Source organism: Geobacter sp. OR-1, assembly GCF_000813145.1.
Taxonomy (GTDB): domain Bacteria; phylum Desulfobacterota; class Desulfuromonadia; order Geobacterales; family DSM-12255; genus Geoanaerobacter.
The window spans coordinates 1-24,667 of record NZ_BAZF01000018.1; the positions used below are offsets into that span (position 1 = coordinate 1).

Consider the following 24,667-nt stretch of genomic DNA (forward strand, 5'->3'; position numbering starts at 1 on the left):
GCCTCTGTTCGTGCCTAATCCTGATTACCTACAAAACCAACCTACTTTCATACCGTTACCCCGGTACTCGATTGTACTGTTTACTCATGTCGCTAAGCCTGACAAACATAGTATCAGTAAATCCTTGGGCGCCAACACGCCAACTCCAGTTGCCGTTTGCCTTTCCAGGGACATTCATGCGAGCGCCAGAATCAAGACCATACAGATCCTGCAAAGGAAGAACGGCATATCTTGCCACAGATGACATGGCCGCACGTATCATCTCCCAGACAACCTCTTCTGGCTTACAGCGCAAGTAATGACATACATGACTCTTCTGCCCCGAAGAGAGTCCTGAAAACCAGCCCACTGTTGTGTCGTTGTCATGGGTGCCGGTATACACGACACAGTTGCGCCGATGGTTATGAGGCAGATAGGAATTCCCGGGGCCGCCATCAAAGGCAAACTGCAGCACTTTCATGCCCGGCAGCCCGAAACAGTCTCGCAGCCTCTCCACCTCCGGAGTGATCACCCCCAAGTCCTCTGCAATTAGAGGCAGCGAATCAAATGAATCACAAAGCGCCTTGAACAGGCCTTCTCCAGGCGCTGCAACCCATCGGCCTTTTACGGCAGTCTTTTCCTTGGCCGGAATCTCCCAGAAAGATTCGAATCCGCGGAAATGATCGATACGCACCAAATCATAGAGCCCTGCGTCGCTCTTGAGCCTTGCCACCCACCAGCCGAATCCGTCTTCAGCTAAATGCTTCCAGTTATAAAGTGGGTTGCCCCACCGCTGGCCTGTTTTACTGAAATAGTCCGGCGGGACTCCGGCCACCACCGTAGGCTTGCCATGCTCGTCAAGCTGAAACAGGTATTGATTGCACCAAACGTCGGCAGAGTCATAGGCAACGAAAATCGGGGCATCTCCAATAATCCGCACTTCTCTGGCATTGGCATAGGCCTTTAAGCTGTGCCACTGCTTGAAAAACTGCCATTGGATGTATTTTTGTTCTCCTACAACAGCCCCAAGTTTTTTAGAATACAGAGCCGCTGTATCCAGGGAGCGTCGAGCAAGCTCCGACGGCCAACTGTTCCAGGATTTGCCTCTGAAATGCTCTTTACAGGCCATAAAGAGGGCGTAATCGTGAAGCCAGAAAGTTGTATCGCAGAAATGCCAGAACTCCTTTTTCCTCTCAAGGTTTTCCCCCTCAAAAAATCGCCCTGCTGCAAGTTTCAGTAAGGGCAACTTATGCTCTTTGACCCTGTCAAAGTCCACTCTATCACCCGGCAGCAAACTGCTGAGTTCGGCGAAGAGCAAGTCGCCTTCCTCGGCAATAGTCTCAAGGTTTATCAAGAGGGGATTGCCGGCAAATGCCGAATAGCAGGAATAAGGGGAATTCCCGTAACCAGTCGGACCAAGTGGCAATACCTGCCAAAGCCTTTGCCCGGATGCATGGAGGAGATCAACAAATATTCTTGCTTCAGCGCCAAATGATCCGATACCGCCAGATCCCGGCAGCGAAGTAGGATGTAAGAGAATGCCGCTTGCTCGTTCATGTGCCATAATGTCTCCTGCAGAAGAATGGCATTAAGTATGGCACATCTGCGCTCAGATTCAATCAGTAGTTGCTTTACGGAAATGGCCAAACATGATATTTAAAGACCTTAAAGGAGGGGACTGCAATGGTGAAAACCGCACTCTTTGAAACACTTATCGCAAGTACCGTCGATAATGGCAACGGTACACTGACTTTCACCCTGGAGGGGAAAAGCTATATCATCAGAGACACTCTGGAGATATCGAAGATTGCTCAGGACCACGGATATATTCTGATCTACTGAGCAGCAAACCTTCTTAAATGATCATTCGGAACTCCCCGTTCCCAAAAGCAGCATTTTTACCCAAGTTAAACTCCTCACCCATCCGCAAAAACTGGTAAAGATCCGGATGGACGTCGTTAAACTCCAAACTGCCAAGAATTCCGACTCCCAAGTTGGGCCATTTGCCAAAAGATATATTGGCATTCTCCACTCTGGCTAGGGTGCTGATCTCAGACAACCATTTATAATTGAAATCCAATTCAGCCCCACCATAATAATATGCCAACGATGAAACACGCCTCATGATTGAACAGGCAAAGATGGAGAATGACAGACTCTGTATTACGTGCCCCTGCCGGATCAGCCTTAATGGCGTCATAAGTTCCAGCTTCAATGGATTTATCGCTACAATATTTTCTTCGCCTGACATCAAAACAAGGCCATCTCCTTCAGGGGTGATCTCTGCCAGTTCTCCCCCGTTGGTAACAGCAAAGCAATGTGTCACTGACATCCTTATAGAACATTCAGACGAAAGCTCGCTTACAGCCAGTTTCACAGCAACGATAAATGTTGAGAGATGATTAATGGCCGAGCCGACGATTGACAGCACTATTGAACAATTGAACTCGTGATTTTTAAACGCGGGAATCTGCGGGATATGAAAAGCAAAGGGCAGAGGAGGTTTTTGGAAACGCCTGAGTGCTGCAGGGTCTGTAGCAAGGGCCTGGGCAAAAACTACTTCAACGGCGTTGCGATCGCCGGTCAGTGCAGATGCGTCAACAAACGCCTTCGGAAAATGGTTTTTAATCCTGAAAAGCAGATACCCATCGGTACTATCCGAAATTTCAACTTTAAATAACAGTTTGGCAAAATTAAACATGGATCCTGGATGAAAAACGGGGCAGGGATATCTCCCTGCCCCCAAGAAACAACTTTAGTGCAATAAAATCTAGCTGAACAGAGATTTCAGATATTCGCGATTCATTCTGGCGATAAACTTCACGTCTATCCCCTTGGGGCATGAAGCCTGACACTCGTAATGGTTCGTGCAGTTACCAAATCCGCACTCTTTCATCGCATTAACCATATTGGTGACACGCGCGGCAGCCTCTGGCCTTCCCTGAGGGAGCAGAGCAAGCTGTGAAACCTTGGCACCTGTGAAAAGCATTGCTGCGCTGTTGGGACAGCCGGCTACGCAGGCGCCGCACCCGATGCATTCGGCGGCATCTGTGGCTTCTTCAGCTATCGGCTTAGGAATCAGGACTGCATTGCCGTCTGGCACACCACCAGTATGACAGGATGTATAACCGCCAGCCTGAATGATCGTGTCGAGCGCAGCACGATCAACGACAAGGTCTTTCAGAATCGGGAATGCCTTTGCCCTCCACGGCTCAATGTAAATTGTATCGCCGTCCTTGAATTTGCGCATGTGCAGCTGGCAGACTGTAGTACGCTCCTGCCCGCCATGTGGTGCACCGTTAATAACCTGTGAGCACATACCGCAGATCCCTTCGCGGCAATCGTGGTCAAACACGATCGGTTCCTTGCCGGCAGCAATCAAATCTTCGTTGACGCAGTCGAGCATCTCGAGAAAGGAGTGGTGTTCGGTGATGTTCTTGGCGGTGTATGTCTCAAACTTTCCGGGATCGTTGGCACTTTTCTGACGCCACACGATCAGTGTCAATGTCATTGTCTTGTGATCGCTCATTATTTGTAACTCCTTACAGCGAGATGAATAGTCTCGAATTTCAGGGGTTCCTTATGCAGTTCCGGCTCCTTGTCGTTACCCTTGAATTCCCATGCCCCAACATAGGAGAAGTCGGCGTCATTGCGTTTGGCTTCTCCATCCTCGAGCTGATGCTCAACCCGGAAGTGACCGCCGCACGACTCTTCACGATGAAGCGCATCGCGAGTCAACAGTTCGCCAAATTCGAGGAAGTCTGCCACCCGACCAGCATTTTCGAGCTGCTGGTTGAGTTCGGCTCCGGAGCCAGTGACCTTGACATTTTTCCAGAATTCTTCGCGAATCTGGGGAATAACCTTAAGCGCCTCTGTAAGGCTTTCCTTGGAGCGGGCCATACCAACGTTGTTCCACATAACCTTGCCGAGTTCACGATGAAACTCGGTAACTGTCTTTTTGCCGTTAATTCCGAGGAATTTATTGGTTCTGGCCTTGACATCCTCAACAGATTTTTTGAATTCGGCATTATCGGTTTTGACAGCACCAGGCTTGACAGTGACCAGATACCCGCCAATGGTGTAGGGAATTACGAAGTAACCGTCGGAAAGTCCCTGCATAAGAGCAGATGCACCTAACCGATTAGCTCCGTGTACTGAGAAGTTTGCTTCACCAAGCACGAACAGGCCAGGGATGTTGCTCATCAGGTTATAGTCAACCCAGAGACCACCCATGGCATAGTGCGGTGCAGGATAGATACGCATTGGCCTCTTATAGGCATTTTCGTCAGTGATCTTCTCATACATCTCAAACAGGTTGCCGTAACGCTCGCGAATGGTGTTTTCGCTGAGACGCCTGATGGATTCGTCGAAATCAAGGTAGACACCACGACCGCCAGGTCCGACACCGCGGCCATCATCGCAGGCCTCTTTGGCTGAACGGGAGGAAATGTCCCGGGGAGCAAGGTTACCGAAGGAGGGGTACTTACGCTCTAGGTAATAGTCACGATCTTCTTCAGCAACTTCACTGGGATGCTTGCCGCAGTCTTCTTTTTTCTTGGGAACCCAGATTCGGCCATCGTTACGCAACGACTCAGACATAAGCGTCAGCTTGGACTGGTACTCGCCTGCTTGTGGGATGCAAGTCGGGTGGATTTGGGTGTAACAGGGGTTGGCAAAGAAGGCGCCTTTCTTTGCAGCACTCCAATTTGCTGTTACCGAGCACCCTTTGGCGTTTGTTGACAGGTAGAAAACGTTTACATAACCACCAGAAGCAAGACAAACAGCATCGGCAGCATAGCACTCAATTTCACCCGTCACCATGTTACGTACCGTGATACCGCGAGCTACACCGTCAACAACGACCAGATCCAGCATCTCTCGGCGAGTGTACATCTTAACGGTCCCGGCCTTGATCTGGCGCGAAAGTGCTGAGTAGGCGCCCAGCAACAACTGCTGTCCTGTTAGCCCTCTTGAGTAGAATGTACGAGAAACCTGGGCACCGCCGAATGAACGGTTGTCAAGATAACCGGCATAGTCACGAGCAAATGGAACGCCTTGAGCAACACACTGGTCGATTATGTTGTTGGACACCTGCGAGAGACGCCATACGTCGGCCTCACGGGCGCGGAAATCACCGCCCTTAATCGTGTCATACATCAGGCGCAGAATCGAGTCGCCGTCACTGGGATAGTTCTTGGCGGCATTGATACCACCCTGTGCAGCAATGGAGTGTGCACGGCGAGGGCTGTCCTGATAGCAGAACGCCTGCACATTATAGCCGAGTTCACCAAGAGACGCTGCGGCAGCGCCACCGGCAAGGCCGGTCCCGACCATGATTATGTTGTATTTACGTTTGTTAGCGGGGTTCACCAACTTCAGGTCGAAGCGGTGCTTGTCCCACGATTTTTCGATTGGTCCGGTTGGACATTTTCCGTCGAGTATCACTATGAACCCCCTATTATTTGCTCAGAATGCCGGTAAGGATGAAAACGGGAATGGAGCTGTATCCTATGAGGAAAACAACGGCCACAACCTTGCCCAGTTTGCTGATAACTGGCAGTGTCTTGTCGTTGTTCCAGCCCATGGTCTGAAAAAAGCTCTGGATGCCATGATTGAGATGAAGAAACAGGACAATCATTGCTGCCACATAAAGTGCTGCAATACCACCATTTTTGAAACTCGTAACAACCATGTTGAATACGTCATAGCGACCGAGAGCATCGACGCCCTGGACAATGTCCGGAGTTACACGGACAGTGAACTGGAGGAGATGGTACACGATGAACAGAAGAATGAGAAGGCCAGTCCATATCATGTTATTGCTTGAAAGCGTTGCCTTGCTAAGATTCTTAACAGCATACGCCTGCGGGGTTGCTGCGTTGTTTTCAAGAGTGAGTTGGATTCCATATATTCCGTGGATTGCAATGAAGCTCAGCATTACAAGGCGAAATATCCACACCAGCGGTCCAAGATCGTGAAGATGCTTGGCATAGGCATTGATCCCGTCTGCTCCTACGAATATCGAGGAGTTACCCAGCAGATGTACGACAACGAACAGGACCATCAGCTGACCGGTAATCGCCATCAGTATCTTTCTGCCAATAGATGTTGTAAGTATCTGCATAGTGGTTTCCTTTTTTCCTGTGTTTTCTGTCTAATCTGCTTTAATTTACATAGGTCCGTACAGTTGAATGACCCAAAACCGTAGCTTCACACCTCACTCCTTCCCCAAGGAGGTGCCCGCCATTCGTTGATTGTACACATCTTATCCCCCTTTACGCGCACTTATTGCTCATTTGCATTATATTAGCATTGATTAATATGTTTATTGTATACTGTATACTAAACATCGTTTCACTAAAAAGCAACAAAAAAACCAATCAAACCGGCTCCAGACGGTCGGTTGCTTTTTGTCACCCTTTTTGCTAGAAGTTACTATTCAGCTGCTCATAAAACAGCACAATAAAAGCGAGAAAACATGCAACCTTCAGAAAATGCAAACTTCAGTTTTTCATTATTAGCCAAGGATAACACCACTTCTGCCCGTCGCGGCAGACTTACAACACCACATGGCGTTATCGAGACGCCTATATTCATGCCGGTCGGGACCCACGCTGCGATGAAAGCCATGTGCCCTCAACAGGTGAAGGATGCCGGCGCCCAGATCATACTCAGTAACACCTACCACCTTCATCTCAGACCGGGCGAAAATCTGGTCCAAAAAGCCGGAGGACTCCACAAATTCATGGCTTGGGACGGCCCAATCCTTACAGATTCAGGCGGATTTCAGGTCTTCTCGCTTCCGAACAAACGAATCACAGATGATGGGGCATATTTCAAGCACGAAATAACCGGTGAGGAGGTATTTCTTGACCCGGCAAAGGCGATATCAATCCAGGAGGCACTAGGGGCAGATATTATAATGGCATTTGATGAGTGCATCCCCTATCCCTGTGATCGGCAATATGCAAGCCGTTCTACTCGCAAGACCATTCGCTGGGCTGAAGCCTGCCGTAAAGCCCAGACCCGCAGTGATCAGGCCCTGTTCGGTATTGTTCAAGGGAGCATCTACCCGGACCTTAGAGAGATGTGCGCCAAGGAGTTGGTTGACATGAACTTCCCAGGCTATGCAATTGGGGGCGTTTCTGTAGGAGAGGGGCTTGAACTCCTGAAGCAGGTTGTTGCCATGACCGCTCCATTTTTACCGGAGAACAAACCACGCTATCTCATGGGAGTCGGACTTCCGGAAGACATTCTTGAAAGCGTCGAACGAGGAATGGATATGTTCGACTGTGTAATCCCGACCAGATATGCCCGCAGTGCGACACTTTTTACCCGTCGTGGCAAGATACGGCTCACCAACAAGAATTTTCGTCGTGACTTCTACCCTGTCGATCCAAGTTGCGACTGCTACACCTGCAAGAATTTCACACGGGCCTATCTGCATCACCTCTATAACGCCAATGAGGTTCTTTCGGCCATTCTTGCAAGCATCCACAACGTTCATTTCTATCTCGGTATGATGGCTATGATTCGAGAAGCAATAACTAAAGGTCTTTTTGCGGAGTTTAAGCAAGCTTTTCTTACTGAATACCAATCCGGGGAGAAGAAAGAGTCTAAACATGCCAAGCCATAATTTCGAACAGTTAGTTCTACTTATGAGGAAACTACGGGCACCGGGTGGCTGTCCATGGGATGCAGAGCAGACCCATGATTCCCTTAAGAGATATCTGATTGAAGAGTGTTACGAAGTAATAGAGGCCATTGATTCGGGCAACGATAGCCACCTTGTTGAGGAGCTTGGAGACCTCCTCTTACAACCAATTTTCCATGCCACAATTGCAGAAGAACGAAACGCTTTCGATATCTCCGACATCATCAATTCTCTCTGCGAAAAACTCATCCGCCGACATCCGCACGTCTTCAGTGATCAGCAAATTTCTACCAGTGAAGAGCAGATTGAGAATTGGGAGAAGATTAAAAGGCATGAAAAAGGCGAACAGCGGAAATCAGCCCTTTCAGGCGTACCTCCACATCTTCCAGCTATTCTGAAAGCTCATAAGATTACAGAAAAGGCCTCACGGGTTGGCTTTGATTGGGAAACTCACGATCAAGTGCTGGATAAAATAAGAGAGGAGCTGGCAGAGCTAGAGGAAACCATGGCTGCGGGCAATACCAGGCGAATTGAAGAAGAGTTGGGTGACCTGTTATTTGCTGTAGTCAATCTCGGCCGGTTTCTGTCAATAGACCCCGAAGATGCCTTGCGGAAAACAATTCACAGATTTATTGTTCGCTTCAATTTTATAGAGGAATCGTTGCTCAAGCGGGGCTCGACCCCACGACAGTCAAATCTGCAAGAGATGGAACTACTTTGGCAGGAGGCAAAGAAGTCAGAGAAGGAATCAGCGGTATAACCGCCGGACTCTAATTTTATTAAAAAAAAGGGCCATTGAACAGTCAATGGCCCTTTTGAATATCTACTCGAAGGGACTTTAGTCTTCTTTAGCCTCACACTGTTCAGCAGGATCTGTTACCGTAGTCTGCACATCAGCAACGACTTCAGCCGCAGGCTCAGCAGCCACCTCTGCTACCGAAGCGGCAACAACCGGCGCAGCTATGGGCTCAGCAACCTTAGCTGTAACAGCTTTGGCGGACTTCTTCGGTGCAGCCTTCTTAGCAGGTTTTGCCTCTACCTGCTCCTCGACAAGCTCCAAAATAGCGATATCGGCATTATCACCAGGCCTTATTCCCAGCTTGATTATCCGAGTATACCCGCCATTACGCTCCTTGTAACGAGGTCCTATAGATTCAAAAAGTTTAGTTACTACCTTTTTATCACGAATATAGGCGGCTGCCTGGCGAACTGCGTGCAGGTCTCCCCGCTTGCCAAGAGTAATCATTTTCTCTGCAATCGGCCTAAGTTCCTTAGCCTTTGCATCTGTTGTCGTAATTTTCTCGTGCTGAAAGAACGATGTTACCATGTTACGAAACATCGCGATACGGTGGCTCGTTGTTCTTCCAAGTCTTCTTCCTGCCTTAGCGTGACGCATGACAACTGATTCCTTTCTATATCACCGACCGGGGCGAGTTATTCCTCGTCTTTTCGTTCGCCGCGCAATCTTCTCATTACTTCTTCATCAGGGAAATTTTCCAGCTTCATGCCGAGAGACAACCCCATATCGGCCAAAACATCCTTAATTTCATTAAGAGACTTTCTGCCAAAATTTTGTGTCTTGAGCATTTCCGCCTCAGTACGTATTACCAGCTCCCCAATCAACTTAATTCCGGCATTTTTAAGACAATTAGCCGACCTGACTGAAAGTTCAAGCTCGTCCACAGAACGGTAAAGATTCTCGTTGATTTTATCGGTATCTTCTTCAGGTTCAATTTCTTCAGGATGCTCAACGTCTTCATCAAAATTAATAAAAATAGACAATTGATCTTTGATAATCTTAGCGGCATAGGCAATGGCATCGTCTGGCTTTACACTGCCATCAGTCCAAATTTCAAGCGTCAATTTATCATAATCAGTTATTTGGCCTACACGAGCGTTGGTAACCTGAAAGTTTACTTTAATAATCGGTGAAAAAATAGAATCGATAGGAATTGTCCCTACCGGCGCTTTTTCATCCCTATTACGGTCAGCAGGAATATAGCCTTTGCCCATTTTCACGAGCATTTCTATTTCAAGATTAGCATCTTTCGAACAAACGGCTATATGATGATCCTTATTTAGAACCTCCACATTGGAGTCTGTAATAATGTCACCGGCCTTTATAATCCCTTCACCCTTATGGATAATTCTTATAATGCGAGACTCAGTGCCATGCATTCTAAGACGAACACCTTTTAGGTTCAGAATAATGTCGGTTACATCCTCTGTAACACCTGGTATTGCTGAGAATTCATGAAGAACGCCCTTGATCTTTACAGATGTTATAGCAGCTCCTTGCAATGATGAGAGGAGAACTCTTCTTAAAGAATTGCCTAGAGTGGTACCAAAACCGCGCTCAAAAGGTTCAGCAAAGAATTTCCCATAGGTATCTGAAAGCGTTTCCGATTCTACCTGTATCTTCTTTGGGCGTATCAGATCACGCCAATTCTTGTACATGTATTCCTCCGGTGAATGTCTCTTAGCCGTTACTTGGAGTAGAGTTCAACAATCAGCTGCTCTTGGATAGGCATTGTGATGTCTTCTCTAACAGGCAGAGATTTGAGTACACCTTTAAATGCATCCTTTTCAAGTTCTAGCCACTGAGGAATTCCACGACGGACAACACCGTCCAGAGAATCGTTAATACGAGCTATTTTCCTGCTCTTTTCTTTCAGTTCAATTACATCACCGGCCTTAATAAGCATAGACGGTATATTTACTTTTCTGCCATTAAGCAAAAAATGACCATGCTTAACAAGCTGTCGAGCTTCAATTCTCGACGAGGCAAAACCTAAACGGTAAACGAGGTTATCAAGTCTACGCTCTAAAAGGATCAGAAGGTTTTCGCCAGTTACCCCCTTCATCCTATCAGCCTTATCAAAATATGTTCGGAACTGTTTTTCCAAAATTCCGTATATTCGGCGGACCTTCTGCTTTTCCCGGAGCTGAACGCCATAATCAGACACCTTAGCCCTGCCCTGACCGTGCTGACCAGGAGGATAATTCCTCCTCTTTATTGCACACTTATCAGTGTAACAACGCTCGCCCTTAAGAAATAATTCCATATTTTGCCTCCTGCACAGCCGGCAGGATGGTCCAGTATATCTAGCCAATCAAAACCTCCTTAGCAAATTTACTATGTTTATACCCTTCTCCGCTTTGGAGGACGGCATCCATTATGGGGTATTGGAGTTACATCCTTGATAAAACTTACATGCAGGCCAGCTGCCTGCAATGCCCTTAAAGCAGATTCCCGACCTGACCCAGGACCTTTCACATATACTTCTAAAGAGCGCATTCCGTGTTCCTGAGCTTTTTTAGCACAATCTTCTGCCGCTACCTGAGCAGCAAAAGGAGTGCTCTTCCTGGAGCCCTTGAACCCTTTGCATCCTGATGTCGACCAAGCAACCACATTCCCAACCGGGTCTGTGATGGTGATCATCGTATTATTGAAAGTTGCTTGTATGTGAGCAACCCCATTAGGTATGTTTTTCTTTTCCTTCTTCTTCTTTACTACGCGTTTAGCAGGGCTTGCCATTGTTCCTCCAGATCAAATAGGTCACTATTTCTTCTTACCAGCGACTGTCCGCGCAGGACCTTTACGTGTGCGTGCGTTTGTTTTTGTCCTTTGGCCGCGCACTGGCAATCCTTTTCTATGCCTAAGACCGCGGTAGCACCCAAGATCCATCAAACGCTTTATATCCATTGACACATCACGTCGCAAATCGCCCTCTACCTTGAGATTCTTATCGATATACTCACGAATTCTGGCAACTTCTGCTTCTGTCAGTTTATCCGTGCGCGTATTGAAATCTACGCCGGTCTCTGAGAGTATCTGCTGCGCTGAAGAGCGACCAATACCATAGATGTAGGTCAGCGCAATCTCAATCCGTTTACTTTTTGGAAGGTCAATTCCCGAAATTCGTGCCAATTTATACTCCTCCTCGCTTGACTCTAAACCACTTATCCCTGACGCTGAGAATGCTTTGGTGTGTCGCAAATAACACGAACAACACCTTTGCGTTTAACTATTTTACACTTGTCACAAATACGTTTTACAGACGCTCGAACTTTCATCACAAATCCTTTCAGATCTATATCTCTAAACACACTTAGTCAGAATTTCGGGACCGCTATCTGTTATTGCCACGGTATGCTCAAAGTGAGCGGAGAGCCCACCATCGCAAGTCACTGCGGTCCAACCATCCCCTAGAACCTTAACCTCAAAGCCATTCGCATTTATCATCGGCTCAATCGCCAGAACCATGCCTGCTTTCAATTTAGGCCCTTTCCCAGGCTGGCCATAATTGGGAATCTGCGGATTTTCATGTAGAGACCTGCCGATTCCATGTCCGACAAAATCTCTTACAACGCTATACCCTCTTGACTCGACATATTCTTGAACAGCATGTGATATATCAGAAAGACGCTGTCCAGGAACTGCAAAATTTATCGCAGCATATAGTGACTGCTCGGTAACAGAGATCAAATTTTGACCTTTGGCATCCACCTTGCCAACAGGCAATGTGATGGCTGCGTCACCGTAAAAACTGTCACACAGAACGCCAAAATCTAAACTAACAATATCCCCTTCAACAAGTTCGCGCTTACCAGGAATACCATGAACTACCTGTTCGTTTACAGAACAACAAAGAGAGTTTCTATACCCGCAATAGCCTTTAAAAGCCGGCGTCGCACCCCTTATGAGGGCCTCTCTCTCGGCAATTCTGTCAAGTGCAGCTGTTGTTATGCCAGGACGAACTGATTCTTTAACAACCTCAAGAACCTCAGCAACAATCCTGCATGGCCTTCTCATTCTCTCTATCTCCTGCGGAGACTTGAGAATAATCACGCATCCCTCTTAAGGATTGAAACGATCATTGACTGGATGACATCTATTGCCTCATCACCAGGCAAGCTTCGCAGCAAACCAGCATTGCTATAATATTCTACCAGAGGAGCTGTTTGTTGCTCGTAAACGTCAAGACGCTTACGCATTGTATCCTCACAATCATCTTCTCTTTGAAACAATACCCCGGAACACTCATCACAAACACCAGCAGTCTTCGGCGGATCAAATTCAAGATGATAACCCTTACCACAGCTCCGACAAGTACGCCTTCCGGTAATCCGCCTTAAGAGATCATTCTTGTTCACTGTAATTGAGATTACATGATCGATCTTGTTCCCATTAGCTGCAAGCATTGCACTCAGCGCGTCTGCCTGAGAAACTGTCCTAGGGAACCCATCAAGAATAAAGCCATTACGACAATCAGCCTCAACAATCCGCTCGCTGACAATTCCAACCACAACCTCATCCGGGACCAATGCACCTGCATCCATAAACGCCTTTGCCTTCAACCCCATAGGGGTTGCCTGCTTTACAGCGTTACGCAATATATCACCAGTTGATATCTGAGGAATATCGTACTTCTTGGTTAGGATTTTAGCTTGAGTACCCTTCCCAGCACCTGGGGGGCCCAAGAGTATTAAGTTCATGAGCTTTTATCCAGCCTATCGCCTTCCCTTAATCTTGACACCCTTCATAAAACCCTCATAACTTCTCGTTATCAAGTGAGACTCAATCTGGGCGACGGTATCCATTCCAACCCCTACGGCAATTAACAGGGCCGTACCTCCGAAGTAAAATGGGAGATTGAACTTTCCGATCAAAATGGAAGGCAATACACAAACAATTGATATATAAATTGCACCGGCAAATGTAAGCTTGGTTAGAACTTTATCAATATAGTCAGACGTCTCTTTTCCAGGACGCACACCTGGTATGTAACCACCATGCCGCTTCACATTTTCAGCAACATCAATTGGGTTAAAAGTGACAGCCGTGTAGAAATAGCAAAAAAAGATTATAAAAGCAACGAAAAAGATATTATAAACTAAATTCCCAGGAGCAAGGCTCTTTGCAGCAGACTGGACCCAAGGGATATTAATAAAATTGCCAATTGTTGCAGGAAACATAATAATCGATGATGCAAAGATTGGAGGGATTACTCCTGCCATGTTTACTTTTAGCGGTAAATGCGATGTTTGTGCACTAAAGGTCTTTAATCCGACAACCCGCTTTGCATAATGGATTGGTAATCGCCTTTGGCCGCGCTCAACAAAAACAATGGCAGCAATTACAAAAAACATTACGGCAACAACAATAAGTAAGACAAAAAGAGATAATTGGCCACTCTTGATAAGTCTCATACTGTTCAATATTGCAGTCGGGATTCGGGCTACGATACCAGCAAATATAATAAGCGATATCCCGTTCCCAATCCCTTTTTCAGACATCTGCTCACCGAGCCACATAATAAAAGCAGTGCCGGCAGTTAATGTGATTACCGTCATTATCCGGAATGACCATCCTGGAGCAGGCACTACAAGCTCACCAGCGGGACCCCGCATGCTTTCCAAACCTATACTAATTCCAAGCCCCTGAACGACACTAAGGACTACTGTACCGTACCGTGTATACTGAATAATCTTTTTTCGCCCGGCCTCACCCTCTTTAGAGAGTTTTTCAATGGCCGGAACTACTACTTGCAACAGTTGAAAAATGATAGAAGAGGATATATAAGGCATGATCCCCAGGGCAAAAACAGTTAACCGTTCTAATGCCCCACCTGAAAACATGTCAAATAGCCCCAGCAGAGTTCCTTGAGCTTGTTTGAAGAAGTGAGATAACGCGATACTATCAATTCCTGGCGTTGGAATATGACATCCAACACGATATACAGCCAACATTGCCAGTGAAAACAGTACTCTCTTCTTAAGCTCAGGGATCTTGAATATATTTTGAAATGCTTCTATCAAGAAATAATCTCCTCAGCGGATCCACCCGCAGCGAGTATTTTCTCTTTTGCAGAGCCACTAAATTTATTTGCTTTTACAGTAAGAGGCTTTGTCAAGTTCCCATCAGCAAGTATCTTTACGCCACATTTGGTATTACTGATCAAACCAGACCTGATAAGAGCCTCAATATCAACTATTGAATTAGCATCAAAATCATTCAATTTCCCAACATTAACATGCGCGTACTCGATGCGGTTTAAGGGGTTAAAACCTCTTTTGGGGAGTCGCCGTTGCATCGGCATTTGGCCCCCTTCGAAACCGGCCTTTATGCTGCCACCGCTCCTGGCCTTTTGCCCCTTATGACCTTTGGTCGCAGTCTTCCCATGACCAGAACCAGGTCCTCTGCCAATTCGTTTCCGATTTTTTGTCGCCCCTAGGGCTGGCTTTATAGAATTCAATTGCATTGATATAACCTCTCTGGCTTACTCTTCAACTTTAATAAGATGGGCAACTTTTCTAATCATCCCTCTTATCTCGGGAGTATCACATAACTCCACGGTCTTAGAGAGACGATTAAGGCCCATTCCATTTAAAATTGCTCTTTGTGCTGGCAGCTTCCCTATATGACTTCGTACAAGTGTGATTTTAAGTTGTTGTGACATTATCTACTCCTTATCAGACGAAACCTTAATCAGCCATGCCCCTTCTCTGCATAATTTCTTCAGGGCTTCTCAACCGCTTTAAACCTTCAAACGCCGCTTTTACAACATTGTGTGCATTATTGGAACCAAGGCATTTGGCAAGAATGTTATGAATGCCTGCTGATTCAAATACTGCCCTGGCTGCGCCGCCTGCAATAACTCCGGTACCTGCAGACGCAGGCATCATCAAGACCTTACCGGCACCAAAATGGCCTTCAATTTCATAAGGTATGGTTTGTCCTTCAACTATCGGAATCTTGATCAGACTTTTCTTTGCCTGCTCAACACCCTTGCGGATTGCCTCAGGAACTTCATTCGCCTTTCCGAGACCATACCCAACACAGCCATTACCGTCGCCAACGACCACCAAAGCCGAGAAGCTGAATCTTCTTCCGCCCTTAACGACCTTGGCAACCCTGTTAATATGTACAACTCGATCAGTAAGTGTTAGTTCATTCGAATTAAGCTTCAACAATTGCAACCTCCTTGAAAATCCTAAAAGGACAAACCGTTTTCTCTGGCAGCATCAGCAAGAGCTTTAACTCTTCCGTGATACAAGAACCCGCTACGATCAAATACAACTGTATTGATGTTCTTTTCAAGTGCCCGACGAGCTATCTCAGCACCGACTTTAGAAGCAGCTTCAATATTGCCTGTATACTTAAGACCTGTACCGACAGCATCAAGTAGGGTTGAAGCCGAAACAATGGTATTTCCAGATGCATCATCAATTATCTGTGCATAAATATGACGTGCGCTTCTGAATACATTCAAACGTGGCCGGTCACTATTACCAGATATTTTCTTCCTGACTCGGGTTTTACGCTTAATTCTAGCTTGTTTCTTTTCCGCAAGAGAGCTCACGGCGATCTCCTCATGTTCTATTTTTTACCGGTTTTGCCGGCTTTACGCAAAATAGTCTCATCCGCATACTTGATTCCCTTACCTTTATATGGTTCAGGTCCTCTGAATGATCTGATTTTTGCAGCAGTCTGCCCAACTAGCTCCTTGTCGATTCCCTTGACAAGAAGTTTTGTCATCTTGTCAACATCAACTGAGATACCTGCTGGCAGTTCGAAATTAATTGGATGTGAGTATCCAAGGCTTAGATTCAGGATGTTGCCTTTGGATTCCGCACGGTAACCAACACCATTTATCTCCAAAGCCCGTTCAAAACCCTTTGTTACACCAATTACCATGTTGTTAATTAAGGTTCTTGTCAAACCATGTGCAGCCCGACACTTATTAGTGTCATCAATTCTGGTGACGACAATTGCGCTTTCATTTATATCTAGAGAAACACCTTCCATAACCTGTCTTGATAACGAGCCCTTTGGCCCATCAACAGTTATAGTTGCGTCAGAGAGATTAACCTTGACACCTTTAGGCAATTCTACAGGTAATTTACCTATTCTCGACATACTCAGTACCCCTTAAAAAAATTACCAAACCGTGCAAATCAGCTCGCCACCAATACCTGTTTCGCGGGCCGTTTTATCAGTAATTATTCCCTTTGAAGTGGACAATACCGCAATTCCGAGCCCATTCTTAATAACCGGAATATCGTCATGCTTTACATAACGCCGGCTACCCGGTTTGCTGACGCGTTTAATTTCACTGATTACAGCATCTTTTTCATCGATATACTTTAAGTAGACTCTTAAAGTACCCTGTTTCTGGTCTGCAATCACTTTATAATTTTTTATAAAGCCCTCGGCACGCAGAACATTTACTATGCTAACCTTCAGGTTTGATGAAGGAATGTCAACCTTCTGCAATTTGGCTAGGTTGCCGTTCCTGATTCTAGTCAGCAAATCTGCAATAGGGTCAGTCATGGACATCGATTGTACTCCTCTAATACGTTCTGATTGTTGTTACCAGCTCGACTTTATTACACCAGGAATCTGACCATTCGATGCATACTTACGAAGGCAAATTCTACACATGTCAAATTTACGGTAATATGCTCGCGGACGACCACAAATAGGACAACGGTTATACTCACGCACTTGGAATTTCTTAGGCCTTTGAGCCTTGATCATCATGGATTTCTTTGCCACGCGAATCCTCCAAACTTATTAGTTCCTGAACGGCATTCCCAATAACTTGAGCAGTGACCTTCCCTCTTCGTCGGTTCGTGCCGTTGTTACAATTGTTATATTAAGTCCCTTAATCTTATCTATCTTGTCATAATTAATTTCAGGAAAGATAAGCTGCTCTTTGATTCCCAATGAGTAATTACCCATACCATCAAAAGCTTTAGGGGATAAACCTTTAAAATCCCTGACACGAGCAAGAGATATATTCAACAGCCGATCCAGAAATTCGTACATACGATCCTTGCGGAGTGTTACCATGCAACCAATTGGCATCCCCTGACGAAGTTTGAAAGAGGCTATCGATTTTTTCGCTTTCGTAATAACTGCTTTCTGTCCGCTGATCTGCGCAAGCTCGTCTACTGCTGAATCAAGAATCTTTACATTCTGTATTGCTTCCCCAAGCCCCATATTAATCACGATCTTCTCGAGCTTAGGGACTTCCATTACTGACTTATACTTCATTTCAGTCATTAATTTGGGAATGATCTCTTTATCATAAAGCTCTTTAAGCCTAGCCATTGTACTCCTCCGTCCTATTTATCAAAGGACTCGCCGCATTTTACACATACGCGAGCCTTTTTACCGTCTTCAAGCATTTTAGCCTTGGTCCTTACAGGCTTTTTGCAGCTACTACAGAAAAGCATAACATTTGATATATTTATGGGAGCCTCTTTCTCAATAATGCCCCCAGCTTCACTTCCACGGGCGCGGGAATGCCGTTTAACAATATTGAGCCCTTCAACAAGGACACCGTCTTTTTTCGGAACAATCTTTTGTATCTTTCCGGTTTTACTCTTATCTTTGCCAGCGATGACCATAACTGTATCGCCTTTTTTTACATGCAACTTACTGGATAACATCGTATCTCTCCTTACAGAACCTCAGGGGCCAACGAAATGATTTTCATGAATTTCTTTGCTCTGAGCTCACGGGCAACAGGTCCAAAAATTCGCGTTCCGATCGGTTCCTTCTGATTGTTGATTACCACACCGGAATTCCCATCAAAGCGAATGTATGATCCATCAAGTCGGCCGATCTCTTTCGCTGTACGCACGACAACAACCTTGACCACATCTCCCTTTTTTACTTTCGAATTAGGGAGAGCTTCTTTTACCGAAGCAACGATAATGTCTCCAACCCGTGCGTATTTCCGTTTCGAGCCGCCGAGCACTTTTATGCAAAAGAGCTTTTTTGCCCCTGAGTTGTCTGCCACATCGAGAATTGTTTGCATCTGTATCATGAACGAACTCCTATCCTACTGAACCGATGAAATAATCTGGCGTACCTTCCAGCACTTATCTTTACTTAATGGTCTCGACTCAACGATAACCACACGATCGCCAACCTTACAGTTATTGAGTTCATCATGCGCTTTATATTTCTCAGTGCGCCGAATATATTTACTATATACAGGATGCTTAACCATCCTATCGACTTTAACAACTACAGTCTTATCCATTTTATCGCTAACAACGATGCCAACCTGAGTCTTCCTATTGCCGCGCTGATTCATTGTTACCCTCTCTCTACCCTGGTTTCACGGATCAATGTCTTCACCCGCGCTATATCTTTCCTAAGCGCAGCTAATTTTGCAGTGTTTTCCAGCCGACCAGTATGGAGTTGAAAGCTTAGATTAAAGAGCTCCTTATTCAGCTCCTTGTCTTTTGCTATAAGTTCATTAACTTCTAACGTTCTAAGTTCACTAACCTTCATTTGCTTCCTCCCTGGCGACAAATTTCGTAGGTACGGAAAGCTTATGTGCTGCCAATCTGAACGCCTCTCTAGCAATTTCTTCAGAAACGCCTTCCATTTCGTAGAGAATTCTCCCAGGCTTAATTACGCACACCCATGAATCTGGGGAGCCTTTTCCTTTACCCATACGAGTCTCTGCAGGCTTTGCAGTTAAGGGTTTATCTGGAAACACTCTGATCCAGATTTTACCGCCCCTCTTAATATATCTAGTCATTGCTATACGAGCAGCTTCTATCTGCCGAGAATCAAGCCAGCAACATTCAGTAGCTTGAAGCCCGTATTCACCGAAGGAAATAACCGCACCTCTACCGGCAGCCCCGGTCATTCGCCCCTTCATTTGCTTTCTATGTTTAACTCTTTTGGGCATTAACATCGCAACAACTCCTCATCCAATTCTTTTCAATTATCCGGGAAGAACTTCACCCTTGAAAATAAGAACCTTGACCCCAATTATTCCGTAAGTTGTCTTGGCCTCTGCAAAACCATAATCTATATCAGCGCGGAGTGTATGGAGCGGGACCCGTCCCTCACGATACCATTCAGTTCGCGACATCTCTGCGCCGCCCAAACGGCCTGAACAGGTTATCCTTATACCCTTAGCACCGAACTTCAACGCAGATGTTACACTCTTCTTCATCGCGCGTCTGAAAGCAATTCTTCTTTCAAGTTGCATAGCGACATTCTCTGCAACAAGCTGAGCATCCAGTTCAGGTTTTCTAACTTCCTGTATATTTAAATAGATCTCAGTGTCTGTGAGCTTGGCAAGATCTTTCTTCAGAGTTTCAACTTCAGACCCCTTCTTACCAATAATCAAACCAGGCCTGGCAGTGAAAATATTGATCTTCGCCTTGTTTGCAGCGCGCTCGATCTCAATTTTCGAAACACCTGAATTATAAAGCCGCTTTTTTAAAAAGGTCCGAAGCTTGAGATCTTCATGTAAGAGCTTTGCATAATCGGCACTGGCGTACCAGCGCGAATCCCAAGTCTTGATTACCCCCAGCCTGAAACTGACCGGATTGACTTTCTGTCCCAAACTACACCTCCACCGTCTATGGTTATTTCGTGTCAGCCAGAACCACAGAAATGTGGCTGGTCGGTTTTCTTATCTTACTTGCCCGCCCCATTGCTCTAGGGAGGAATCGCTTCAATACAGAGCCACCGTCAATGCAAATGGTTTTTACAAAAAGCTTATCGACATCAGATACACCCTTTTGTTCCGCATTGGCTACGGCAGACGAAAGAAGCTTGGCAATCACCTTCGCAGAAGGCTGCGGTGAAAACTTGAGTATTGTCAATGCATTCTGAACCGATTTTCCACGAACCATGTCCGCTACCAGACGAGATTTACGCGGAGACATCCTGATTGAATATAATTTGGCACGCGCTTCCATGCTAAACTCCTTTACTGTTTACTTCTTCTTCAACTTACTTTTCTTATCTGCTGCGTGACCATGAAAAGTTCTTGTAGGTGCAAATTCTCCCAATTTGTGACCAACCATATTTTCCGTCACAAAAACAGGTATGAATTTTTTCCCGTTATGTACAGCGAAAGTCAGCCCTATAAAATCGGGAATGATAGTAGATCGCCTCGACCAGGTCTTAATGACTTTTTTCGAGTTTGATCCTTCAGCCTGAGCCTTCTCGACCACATGTTTATCTACAAAAGGACCTTTTTTTATTGAACGAGCCATCTGGTTATCCTCAAAACAAATTTATTTGGTGCGCGGCTTAACTATAAAACGAGAAGACGTTTTGTTTGTTCTGGTTTTGTATCCCTTGGTCGGAATACCCCATGGTGTAACAGGATGCCTGCCACCTGACGTTCTACCTTCACCACCACCATGAGGATGATCTACCGGGTTCATGGCAACACCACGTACTTTTGGGCGACGTCCAAGCCAGCGTGAACGTCCGGCCTTCCCGATATTAACATTCTCATGATCTATGTTTCCGACCTGACCGATTGTCGCAGTGCAATCAACCAGAACCATTCGCACTTCACCAGAGGGGAGCTTTATTTGAGCATATTTCCCCTCTTTTGCCATTAACTGGGCAAACGTGCCGGCACTTCTAGCAAGCTGGCCACCTTTTCCTATCTTCAATTCAATATTATGAATGATAGTGCCGAGAGGAATCGCCTTGAGCGGCAACGTGTTACCGGGTTTGATATCAGCATTGATGCTTGAAATAACAGTGTCGCCTACTTTCAAATCAAGCGGTGCCAGAATGTAGCGTTTCTCACCATCGACGTAGTTAAGCAAAGCAATCCTGGCACTTCTGTTTGGATCGTATTCGATGGTAGTTACTTTTGCCGGGATATCGATCTTATCACGCCTAAAGTCAATGATTCTGTACTTTTGTTTATGTCCACCACCAATGTGCCTTGAGGTGATACGACCATAACTATTGCGACCGCCCGTTTTCCTGAGAGTCTCCAGAAGTGACTTCTCCGGGGTAGTGCAGGTTATCTCTTCGAAGGTGGAGCAGGTCTGGTGCCTGCGTCCTGCCGATGTTGGTTTATAGCTTTTGATTCCCATCGTTACAGCTCCACGATAAACGGATTAAATTTCAAAGAAATCGATATTGCTTCCCTCTTGGAGGGTAACATATGCTTTTTTCCAGTTTGAGCGCTTACCAATCGTCTTACCGGAACGCTTTAGTTTCCCGGCAACAGTTGAGGTCCTGACGGAATCAACTCGAACGTTAAACAGTTTCTCAGCCGCTGTCTTGATTTCAATCTTATTTGCGTCGCGATCCACAACAAAAGCTACAACATTGTTGGTATCTTTCGCAATTGTTGATTTCTCAGTAACTAGCGGTTTCTTTATTACGTCATAAATATTCATGACTGCAACGCTCCTTCAACCTTTGCCACTGCTTCACGACTAAGGATTACGTTCTTATACTTCATGATATCGAAAATATTCAGCCCGTCTGCACGCAGAACCTTGATATCTTTAACATTTCTTGCAGACAGTTCAATTTCGCGATTGTTAATATCCCCGTCTACCACAAGAAGTGCCTTGTTTAAATCAAACTTGCTTAATACATTAGCGAATTTTTTGGTAGAGATTTCACCCAGATTGTATGAATCCATGACAGTCAGCCTGTTGTTCTTGTATACAAGTGACAATGCTGAGCGGAGTGCCGCTTTACGCGCCTTCTTGTTCATGGAAAGATTGTAGATCTTGGGTTGCGGGCCAAAAGCAACTCCACCGCCTGGGTACTGTGGTGCACGCGAACATCCTTGACGAGCGTTACCTGTACCTTTTTGCCGAAACGGCTTTTTACCACCGCCTGACACTTCAGAGCGGTTTTTTGTTGCTACTGTACCGGCCCTTCTGTTGGCAAGCTGAATCTTTACTGCTTCATGAATGAGATATTCTTTTACCTCAGCATTAAAGACTTCATCGCTTAGCTCAATATCGCTAATCTTATTATGTTCCAGATCGTACACTGCAATTGTTGCCATACCGGATCTCCAGAATAATGCTTGATAGCTTAAGCCTTAACGCTTGGCTTTAATATAACCAGACCATTAGTTGCGCCAGGGACTGCACCTTTAATCAAGAGAATATTCTCCGAAGAATCGACCCTGACAACTTGAAGCCTCTGAATAGTCACTCGTGAATTGCCGAGTTGGCCCGGCATCTTTTTATTCTTAAATACTCGGGAAGGGGTTGCCGAACATCCGATCGAGCCAGGAGCACGATGGAATCTGGAGCCGTGCGAGGATCGCCCGCCTTTAAACCCCCACCGCTTAATCACCCCTTGAAAACCCTTACCAATGCTCGTCCCAGTAACATCAACATAATCGCCGACCTCAAACTGATCAACGCCAATCTGATCCCCGACATTATACTGGTCCACGTTATCAACACGAAACTCGCGAAGGTGGGTAAACACTCCCTTACCTGCAGCCTTGCAGTGTCCAACCAGAGGCTTCGTGGCTTTAGCAGCTTCGCTGCTATTAAAACCGACCTGGATGGACGCATAGCCGTCTTTCTCGACCGTCTTCTTTTGTATGACAATGCAGGGTCCTGCTTCAACGACGGTCACCGGAATTCTCCGGCCGTCTTCGGCAAAAATCTGCGTCATTCCTAGCTTCTTACCTACAAGTCCATTTTTCATAGCAAAGCTTCCTATCCTTGCAACGTACTTATAACTTTATTTCAACATCAACGCCTGCAGACAAATCTAGCTTCATAAGCGCATCAACTGTTTGCTGAGTAGGATCAAGGATGTCAATCAACCTCTTGTGCGTCCTTATCTCAAACTGCTCACGGGACTTTTTGTCGACATGTGGCCCACGAAGAACACAATACTTGTTGATTACCGTCGGCAGCGGAATTGGACCTGCAACACGAGCACCTGTCCTTTTCGCTGTATCAACGATTTCACCGACAGATTGGTCAAGAAGCTTGTGGTCATATGCCTTGAGACGTATTCTAATTTTCTGACTTTGCATTGTTTCCTCTTCTTGCTTATTCGATAATCGAGCTAACTACGCCAGCGCCTACGGTACGGCCGCCTTCACGGATTGCGAAGCGAAGACCTTCGTCCATGGCGATCGGGGTGATCAGGTTGATGGTTACGGCTACGTTATCGCCAGGCATAACCATTTCGGTTCCGGCGGCAAGATCAACTATCCCGGTTACGTCGGTGGTCCTGAAGTAGAACTGGGGCCGGTACCCGTTGAAGAACGGGGTATGGCGGCCACCTTCTTCTTTGGTCAGGATGTATGCCTCTGCCTTGAATTTGGTGTGCGGAGTAATGGAGCCCGGCTTGGCAAGCACCTGGCCGCGCTCGATGTCTTCGCGCTTGACACCACGAAGCAGTGCGCCGATGTTGTCGCCGGCACGCCCTTCGTCGAGCAGTTTGCGGAACATTTCCACGCCGGTGACGGTGGTCTTGGCAGTGGTCTTGATTCCAACGATCTCGACTTCTTCACCAACCTTGACGATACCGCGTTCTACCCTGCCGGTGGCTACTGTACCACGACCGGAGATGGAGAAGACGTCTTCTACCGGCATAAGGAACGGCTTGTCAATGGCGCGCTCAGGCTCGGGAATGTAGCTGTCTACGGCGTCCATGAGGGCAAAGATGGAAGACTCTGCGAGCTCACCTTTTTCACCGTTGAGTGCCTGAAGGGCGGACCCTTTGATGATGGGTACATCGTCACCGGGGAAGTCGTAGCTGGAGAGCAGTTCGCGGATCTCAAGCTCGACGAGTTCGAGAAGCTCGGCATCATCTACCATGTCTGCCTTGTTGAGGTAGACTACTATGTAAGGCACACCTACCTGACGGGCAAGCAGGATATGCTCGCGGGTCTGGGGCATGGGGCCGTCTGCCGCGGAAACAACAAGGATTGCACCGTCCATCTGTGCAGCGCCGGTGATCATGTTCTTTACGTAGTCGGCGTGACCAGGGCAGTCAACGTGGGCATAGTGACGCTTATCGGTTTCGTACTCTACGTGAGCGGTGGCGATGGTGATGCCGCGCTCACGCTCTTCCGGGGCGTTGTCGATCTGATCGAATGCCTTGAACTCGGCCTGACCTTTGCCTGCCAGAACTTTCGTGATTGCCGCTGTCAGGGTCGTCTTGCCGTGGTCTACGTGACCGATCGTCCCTATGTTTACGTGCGGCTTATTCCTCTCAAATTTTGCCTTTGCCATAACCGA

Annotated in this window: 39 protein-coding genes; 3 read left to right on the forward strand and 36 right to left on the reverse strand. The window is 46.4% G+C overall.

Going from position 1 to position 24,667, the window contains the following annotated elements; all coding sequences use genetic code 11:
- Window positions 1-55: 55 nt before the first annotated feature.
- Window positions 56-1,543, reverse strand: a complete 1,488-nt coding sequence (gene malQ / locus OR1_RS15785; RefSeq protein WP_041972886.1) for a 4-alpha-glucanotransferase — start codon at window positions 1,541-1,543, stop codon at window positions 56-58.
- 119 nt (window positions 1,544-1,662) lie between these two features.
- Between malQ and OR1_RS22520 the strand changes: the two genes are divergently transcribed.
- The gene (locus OR1_RS22520) at window positions 1,663-1,821 is read left to right on the forward strand and encodes a hypothetical protein (protein ID WP_152609936.1); all 159 of its coding nucleotides are present in this window, start codon (window positions 1,663-1,665) and stop codon (window positions 1,819-1,821) included.
- Between the two features lie 13 nt (window positions 1,822-1,834).
- On the opposite strand, the gene cas6 is transcribed toward OR1_RS22520, so the two are convergent.
- The 4 genes from cas6 to OR1_RS15805 form a co-directional block, all read right to left on the reverse strand.
- A complete protein-coding gene (gene cas6 / locus OR1_RS15790) occupies window positions 1,835-2,680 on the reverse strand; it encodes a CRISPR system precrRNA processing endoribonuclease RAMP protein Cas6 (protein WP_041972887.1) in 846 nt (281 codons plus the stop codon).
- A gap of 69 nt (window positions 2,681-2,749) precedes the next feature.
- Window positions 2,750-3,508, reverse strand: coding sequence for a succinate dehydrogenase/fumarate reductase iron-sulfur subunit (locus tag OR1_RS15795; RefSeq protein WP_041972888.1), 759 nt, complete (start codon window positions 3,506-3,508; stop codon window positions 2,750-2,752).
- Window positions 3,508-5,424, reverse strand: coding sequence for a fumarate reductase/succinate dehydrogenase flavoprotein subunit (locus OR1_RS15800; protein ID WP_041972890.1), 1,917 nt, complete (start codon window positions 5,422-5,424; stop codon window positions 3,508-3,510). The genes OR1_RS15795 and OR1_RS15800 overlap by 1 nt, the downstream gene beginning before the upstream one ends.
- Before the next feature lie 13 nt (window positions 5,425-5,437).
- A complete protein-coding gene (locus OR1_RS15805) occupies window positions 5,438-6,103 on the reverse strand; it encodes a succinate dehydrogenase cytochrome b subunit (RefSeq protein ID WP_041972892.1) in 666 nt (221 codons plus the stop codon).
- Between the two features lie 354 nt (window positions 6,104-6,457).
- On the opposite strand from OR1_RS15805, the gene tgt reads away from it, so the two are divergent.
- Together tgt and mazG are read left to right on the forward strand one after the other, a co-directional pair.
- Entirely contained in the window at window positions 6,458-7,615 is a 1,158-nt protein-coding gene (gene tgt / locus OR1_RS15810) for a tRNA guanosine(34) transglycosylase Tgt (RefSeq protein WP_041972894.1), read from the forward strand.
- Window positions 7,602-8,393: a nucleoside triphosphate pyrophosphohydrolase gene (gene mazG, locus OR1_RS15815; RefSeq protein WP_041972896.1), complete on the forward strand. Its 792-nt coding sequence runs from the start codon at window positions 7,602-7,604 to the stop codon at window positions 8,391-8,393. The genes tgt and mazG overlap by 14 nt, the downstream gene beginning before the upstream one ends.
- A 78-nt stretch (window positions 8,394-8,471) precedes the next feature.
- Here the strand turns inward: mazG and rplQ are convergent, their stop codons facing one another.
- From rplQ to tuf, 31 genes are read right to left on the reverse strand one after another with little or no spacing between them, the layout of a single operon-like run.
- Window positions 8,472-9,029, reverse strand: coding sequence for a 50S ribosomal protein L17 (gene rplQ / locus OR1_RS15820; RefSeq protein WP_041972898.1), 558 nt, complete (start codon window positions 9,027-9,029; stop codon window positions 8,472-8,474).
- 38 nt (window positions 9,030-9,067) lie between these two features.
- A complete protein-coding gene (locus OR1_RS15825; protein WP_041972901.1) occupies window positions 9,068-10,090 on the reverse strand; it encodes a DNA-directed RNA polymerase subunit alpha in 1,023 nt (340 codons plus the stop codon).
- Between the two features lie 29 nt (window positions 10,091-10,119).
- A complete protein-coding gene (rpsD, locus tag OR1_RS15830) occupies window positions 10,120-10,746 on the reverse strand; it encodes a 30S ribosomal protein S4 (RefSeq protein WP_041972903.1) in 627 nt (208 codons plus the stop codon).
- Window positions 10,747-10,775: 29 nt separating this feature from the next.
- Window positions 10,776-11,171: a 30S ribosomal protein S11 gene (rpsK, locus tag OR1_RS15835; protein ID WP_041972905.1), complete on the reverse strand. Its 396-nt coding sequence runs from the start codon at window positions 11,169-11,171 to the stop codon at window positions 10,776-10,778.
- 24 nt (window positions 11,172-11,195) lie between these two features.
- Window positions 11,196-11,564, reverse strand: a complete 369-nt coding sequence (gene rpsM / locus OR1_RS15840) for a 30S ribosomal protein S13 (RefSeq protein WP_041972907.1) — start codon at window positions 11,562-11,564, stop codon at window positions 11,196-11,198.
- A gap of 32 nt (window positions 11,565-11,596) precedes the next feature.
- Window positions 11,597-11,710 (reverse strand): 50S ribosomal protein L36, encoded by a 114-nt coding sequence (rpmJ, locus tag OR1_RS21755; RefSeq protein ID WP_082002993.1) that lies wholly within the window; start codon window positions 11,708-11,710, stop codon window positions 11,597-11,599.
- 25 nt (window positions 11,711-11,735) lie between these two features.
- Window positions 11,736-12,485, reverse strand: a complete 750-nt coding sequence (map, locus tag OR1_RS15845; protein WP_041972909.1) for a type I methionyl aminopeptidase — start codon at window positions 12,483-12,485, stop codon at window positions 11,736-11,738.
- Window positions 12,482-13,132, reverse strand: coding sequence for an adenylate kinase (locus OR1_RS15850; protein ID WP_041972910.1), 651 nt, complete (start codon window positions 13,130-13,132; stop codon window positions 12,482-12,484). The genes map and OR1_RS15850 overlap by 4 nt, the downstream gene beginning before the upstream one ends.
- 15 nt (window positions 13,133-13,147) lie before the next feature.
- Window positions 13,148-14,455, reverse strand: a complete 1,308-nt coding sequence (gene secY / locus OR1_RS15855; RefSeq protein ID WP_041972911.1) for a preprotein translocase subunit SecY — start codon at window positions 14,453-14,455, stop codon at window positions 13,148-13,150.
- Window positions 14,452-14,898 (reverse strand): 50S ribosomal protein L15, encoded by a 447-nt coding sequence (gene rplO / locus OR1_RS15860; protein WP_041972912.1) that lies wholly within the window; start codon window positions 14,896-14,898, stop codon window positions 14,452-14,454. Before rplO ends, secY begins: the two co-directional genes overlap by 4 nt.
- A gap of 18 nt (window positions 14,899-14,916) precedes the next feature.
- On the reverse strand, window positions 14,917-15,096 hold the full coding sequence (rpmD, locus tag OR1_RS15865; protein ID WP_041972914.1) for a 50S ribosomal protein L30: 180 nt from the start codon (window positions 15,094-15,096) through the stop codon (window positions 14,917-14,919).
- A gap of 25 nt (window positions 15,097-15,121) precedes the next feature.
- Window positions 15,122-15,610, reverse strand: a complete 489-nt coding sequence (gene rpsE / locus OR1_RS15870) for a 30S ribosomal protein S5 (RefSeq protein ID WP_041972916.1) — start codon at window positions 15,608-15,610, stop codon at window positions 15,122-15,124.
- 20 nt (window positions 15,611-15,630) lie between these two features.
- Entirely contained in the window at window positions 15,631-15,999 is a 369-nt protein-coding gene (gene rplR, locus OR1_RS15875) for a 50S ribosomal protein L18 (protein ID WP_041972918.1), read from the reverse strand.
- 17 nt (window positions 16,000-16,016) lie between these two features.
- The gene (rplF, locus tag OR1_RS15880) at window positions 16,017-16,556 is read right to left on the reverse strand and encodes a 50S ribosomal protein L6 (protein ID WP_041972919.1); all 540 of its coding nucleotides are present in this window, start codon (window positions 16,554-16,556) and stop codon (window positions 16,017-16,019) included.
- A gap of 21 nt (window positions 16,557-16,577) precedes the next feature.
- Entirely contained in the window at window positions 16,578-16,976 is a 399-nt protein-coding gene (rpsH, locus tag OR1_RS15885; protein ID WP_041972921.1) for a 30S ribosomal protein S8, read from the reverse strand.
- 33 nt (window positions 16,977-17,009) lie between these two features.
- Window positions 17,010-17,195, reverse strand: coding sequence for a type Z 30S ribosomal protein S14 (locus OR1_RS21760; RefSeq protein ID WP_082002994.1), 186 nt, complete (start codon window positions 17,193-17,195; stop codon window positions 17,010-17,012).
- Window positions 17,196-17,213: 18 nt separating this feature from the next.
- Window positions 17,214-17,753: a 50S ribosomal protein L5 gene (rplE, locus tag OR1_RS15890; protein WP_041972922.1), complete on the reverse strand. Its 540-nt coding sequence runs from the start codon at window positions 17,751-17,753 to the stop codon at window positions 17,214-17,216.
- Between the two features lie 14 nt (window positions 17,754-17,767).
- On the reverse strand, window positions 17,768-18,094 hold the full coding sequence (rplX, locus tag OR1_RS15895) for a 50S ribosomal protein L24 (protein ID WP_041972924.1): 327 nt from the start codon (window positions 18,092-18,094) through the stop codon (window positions 17,768-17,770).
- Window positions 18,095-18,105: 11 nt separating this feature from the next.
- Window positions 18,106-18,474 carry a 50S ribosomal protein L14 gene (gene rplN / locus OR1_RS15900; protein ID WP_041972925.1) on the reverse strand — a complete coding sequence of 123 codons (369 nt, stop codon included), beginning with the start codon at window positions 18,472-18,474 and terminating at the stop codon, window positions 18,106-18,108.
- A 15-nt stretch (window positions 18,475-18,489) separates the two neighbouring features.
- Complete coding sequence (gene rpsQ, locus OR1_RS15905; RefSeq protein WP_041972928.1) at window positions 18,490-18,747, reverse strand: 30S ribosomal protein S17; 258 nt, start codon at window positions 18,745-18,747, stop codon at window positions 18,490-18,492.
- A gap of 2 nt (window positions 18,748-18,749) precedes the next feature.
- Entirely contained in the window at window positions 18,750-18,947 is a 198-nt protein-coding gene (gene rpmC, locus OR1_RS15910; RefSeq protein ID WP_041972930.1) for a 50S ribosomal protein L29, read from the reverse strand.
- Window positions 18,937-19,359 (reverse strand): 50S ribosomal protein L16, encoded by a 423-nt coding sequence (rplP, locus tag OR1_RS15915; protein ID WP_041972932.1) that lies wholly within the window; start codon window positions 19,357-19,359, stop codon window positions 18,937-18,939. Before rplP ends, rpmC begins: the two co-directional genes overlap by 11 nt.
- A gap of 30 nt (window positions 19,360-19,389) precedes the next feature.
- Window positions 19,390-20,019 carry a 30S ribosomal protein S3 gene (rpsC, locus tag OR1_RS15920; RefSeq protein WP_041972934.1) on the reverse strand — a complete coding sequence of 210 codons (630 nt, stop codon included), beginning with the start codon at window positions 20,017-20,019 and terminating at the stop codon, window positions 19,390-19,392.
- A 22-nt stretch (window positions 20,020-20,041) separates the two neighbouring features.
- Window positions 20,042-20,377: a 50S ribosomal protein L22 gene (gene rplV / locus OR1_RS15925; protein ID WP_041972936.1), complete on the reverse strand. Its 336-nt coding sequence runs from the start codon at window positions 20,375-20,377 to the stop codon at window positions 20,042-20,044.
- Window positions 20,378-20,395: 18 nt separating this feature from the next.
- Window positions 20,396-20,677: a 30S ribosomal protein S19 gene (rpsS, locus tag OR1_RS15930; RefSeq protein ID WP_041972937.1), complete on the reverse strand. Its 282-nt coding sequence runs from the start codon at window positions 20,675-20,677 to the stop codon at window positions 20,396-20,398.
- 21 nt (window positions 20,678-20,698) lie between these two features.
- Complete coding sequence (gene rplB, locus OR1_RS15935) at window positions 20,699-21,523, reverse strand: 50S ribosomal protein L2 (protein ID WP_041972938.1); 825 nt, start codon at window positions 21,521-21,523, stop codon at window positions 20,699-20,701.
- 24 nt (window positions 21,524-21,547) lie between these two features.
- A complete protein-coding gene (locus tag OR1_RS15940; protein ID WP_041972939.1) occupies window positions 21,548-21,832 on the reverse strand; it encodes a 50S ribosomal protein L23 in 285 nt (94 codons plus the stop codon).
- Window positions 21,829-22,458, reverse strand: a complete 630-nt coding sequence (gene rplD, locus OR1_RS15945) for a 50S ribosomal protein L4 (protein WP_041972941.1) — start codon at window positions 22,456-22,458, stop codon at window positions 21,829-21,831. The genes OR1_RS15940 and rplD overlap by 4 nt, the downstream gene beginning before the upstream one ends.
- Window positions 22,459-22,487: 29 nt before the next feature.
- The gene (rplC, locus tag OR1_RS15950) at window positions 22,488-23,117 is read right to left on the reverse strand and encodes a 50S ribosomal protein L3 (protein ID WP_041972943.1); all 630 of its coding nucleotides are present in this window, start codon (window positions 23,115-23,117) and stop codon (window positions 22,488-22,490) included.
- Between the two features lie 28 nt (window positions 23,118-23,145).
- Window positions 23,146-23,454 (reverse strand): 30S ribosomal protein S10, encoded by a 309-nt coding sequence (gene rpsJ, locus OR1_RS15955; RefSeq protein ID WP_041972945.1) that lies wholly within the window; start codon window positions 23,452-23,454, stop codon window positions 23,146-23,148.
- A 16-nt stretch (window positions 23,455-23,470) separates the two neighbouring features.
- The gene (gene tuf, locus OR1_RS15960; protein WP_041972947.1) at window positions 23,471-24,661 is read right to left on the reverse strand and encodes an elongation factor Tu; all 1,191 of its coding nucleotides are present in this window, start codon (window positions 24,659-24,661) and stop codon (window positions 23,471-23,473) included.
- Window positions 24,662-24,667: the final 6 nt, after the last annotated feature.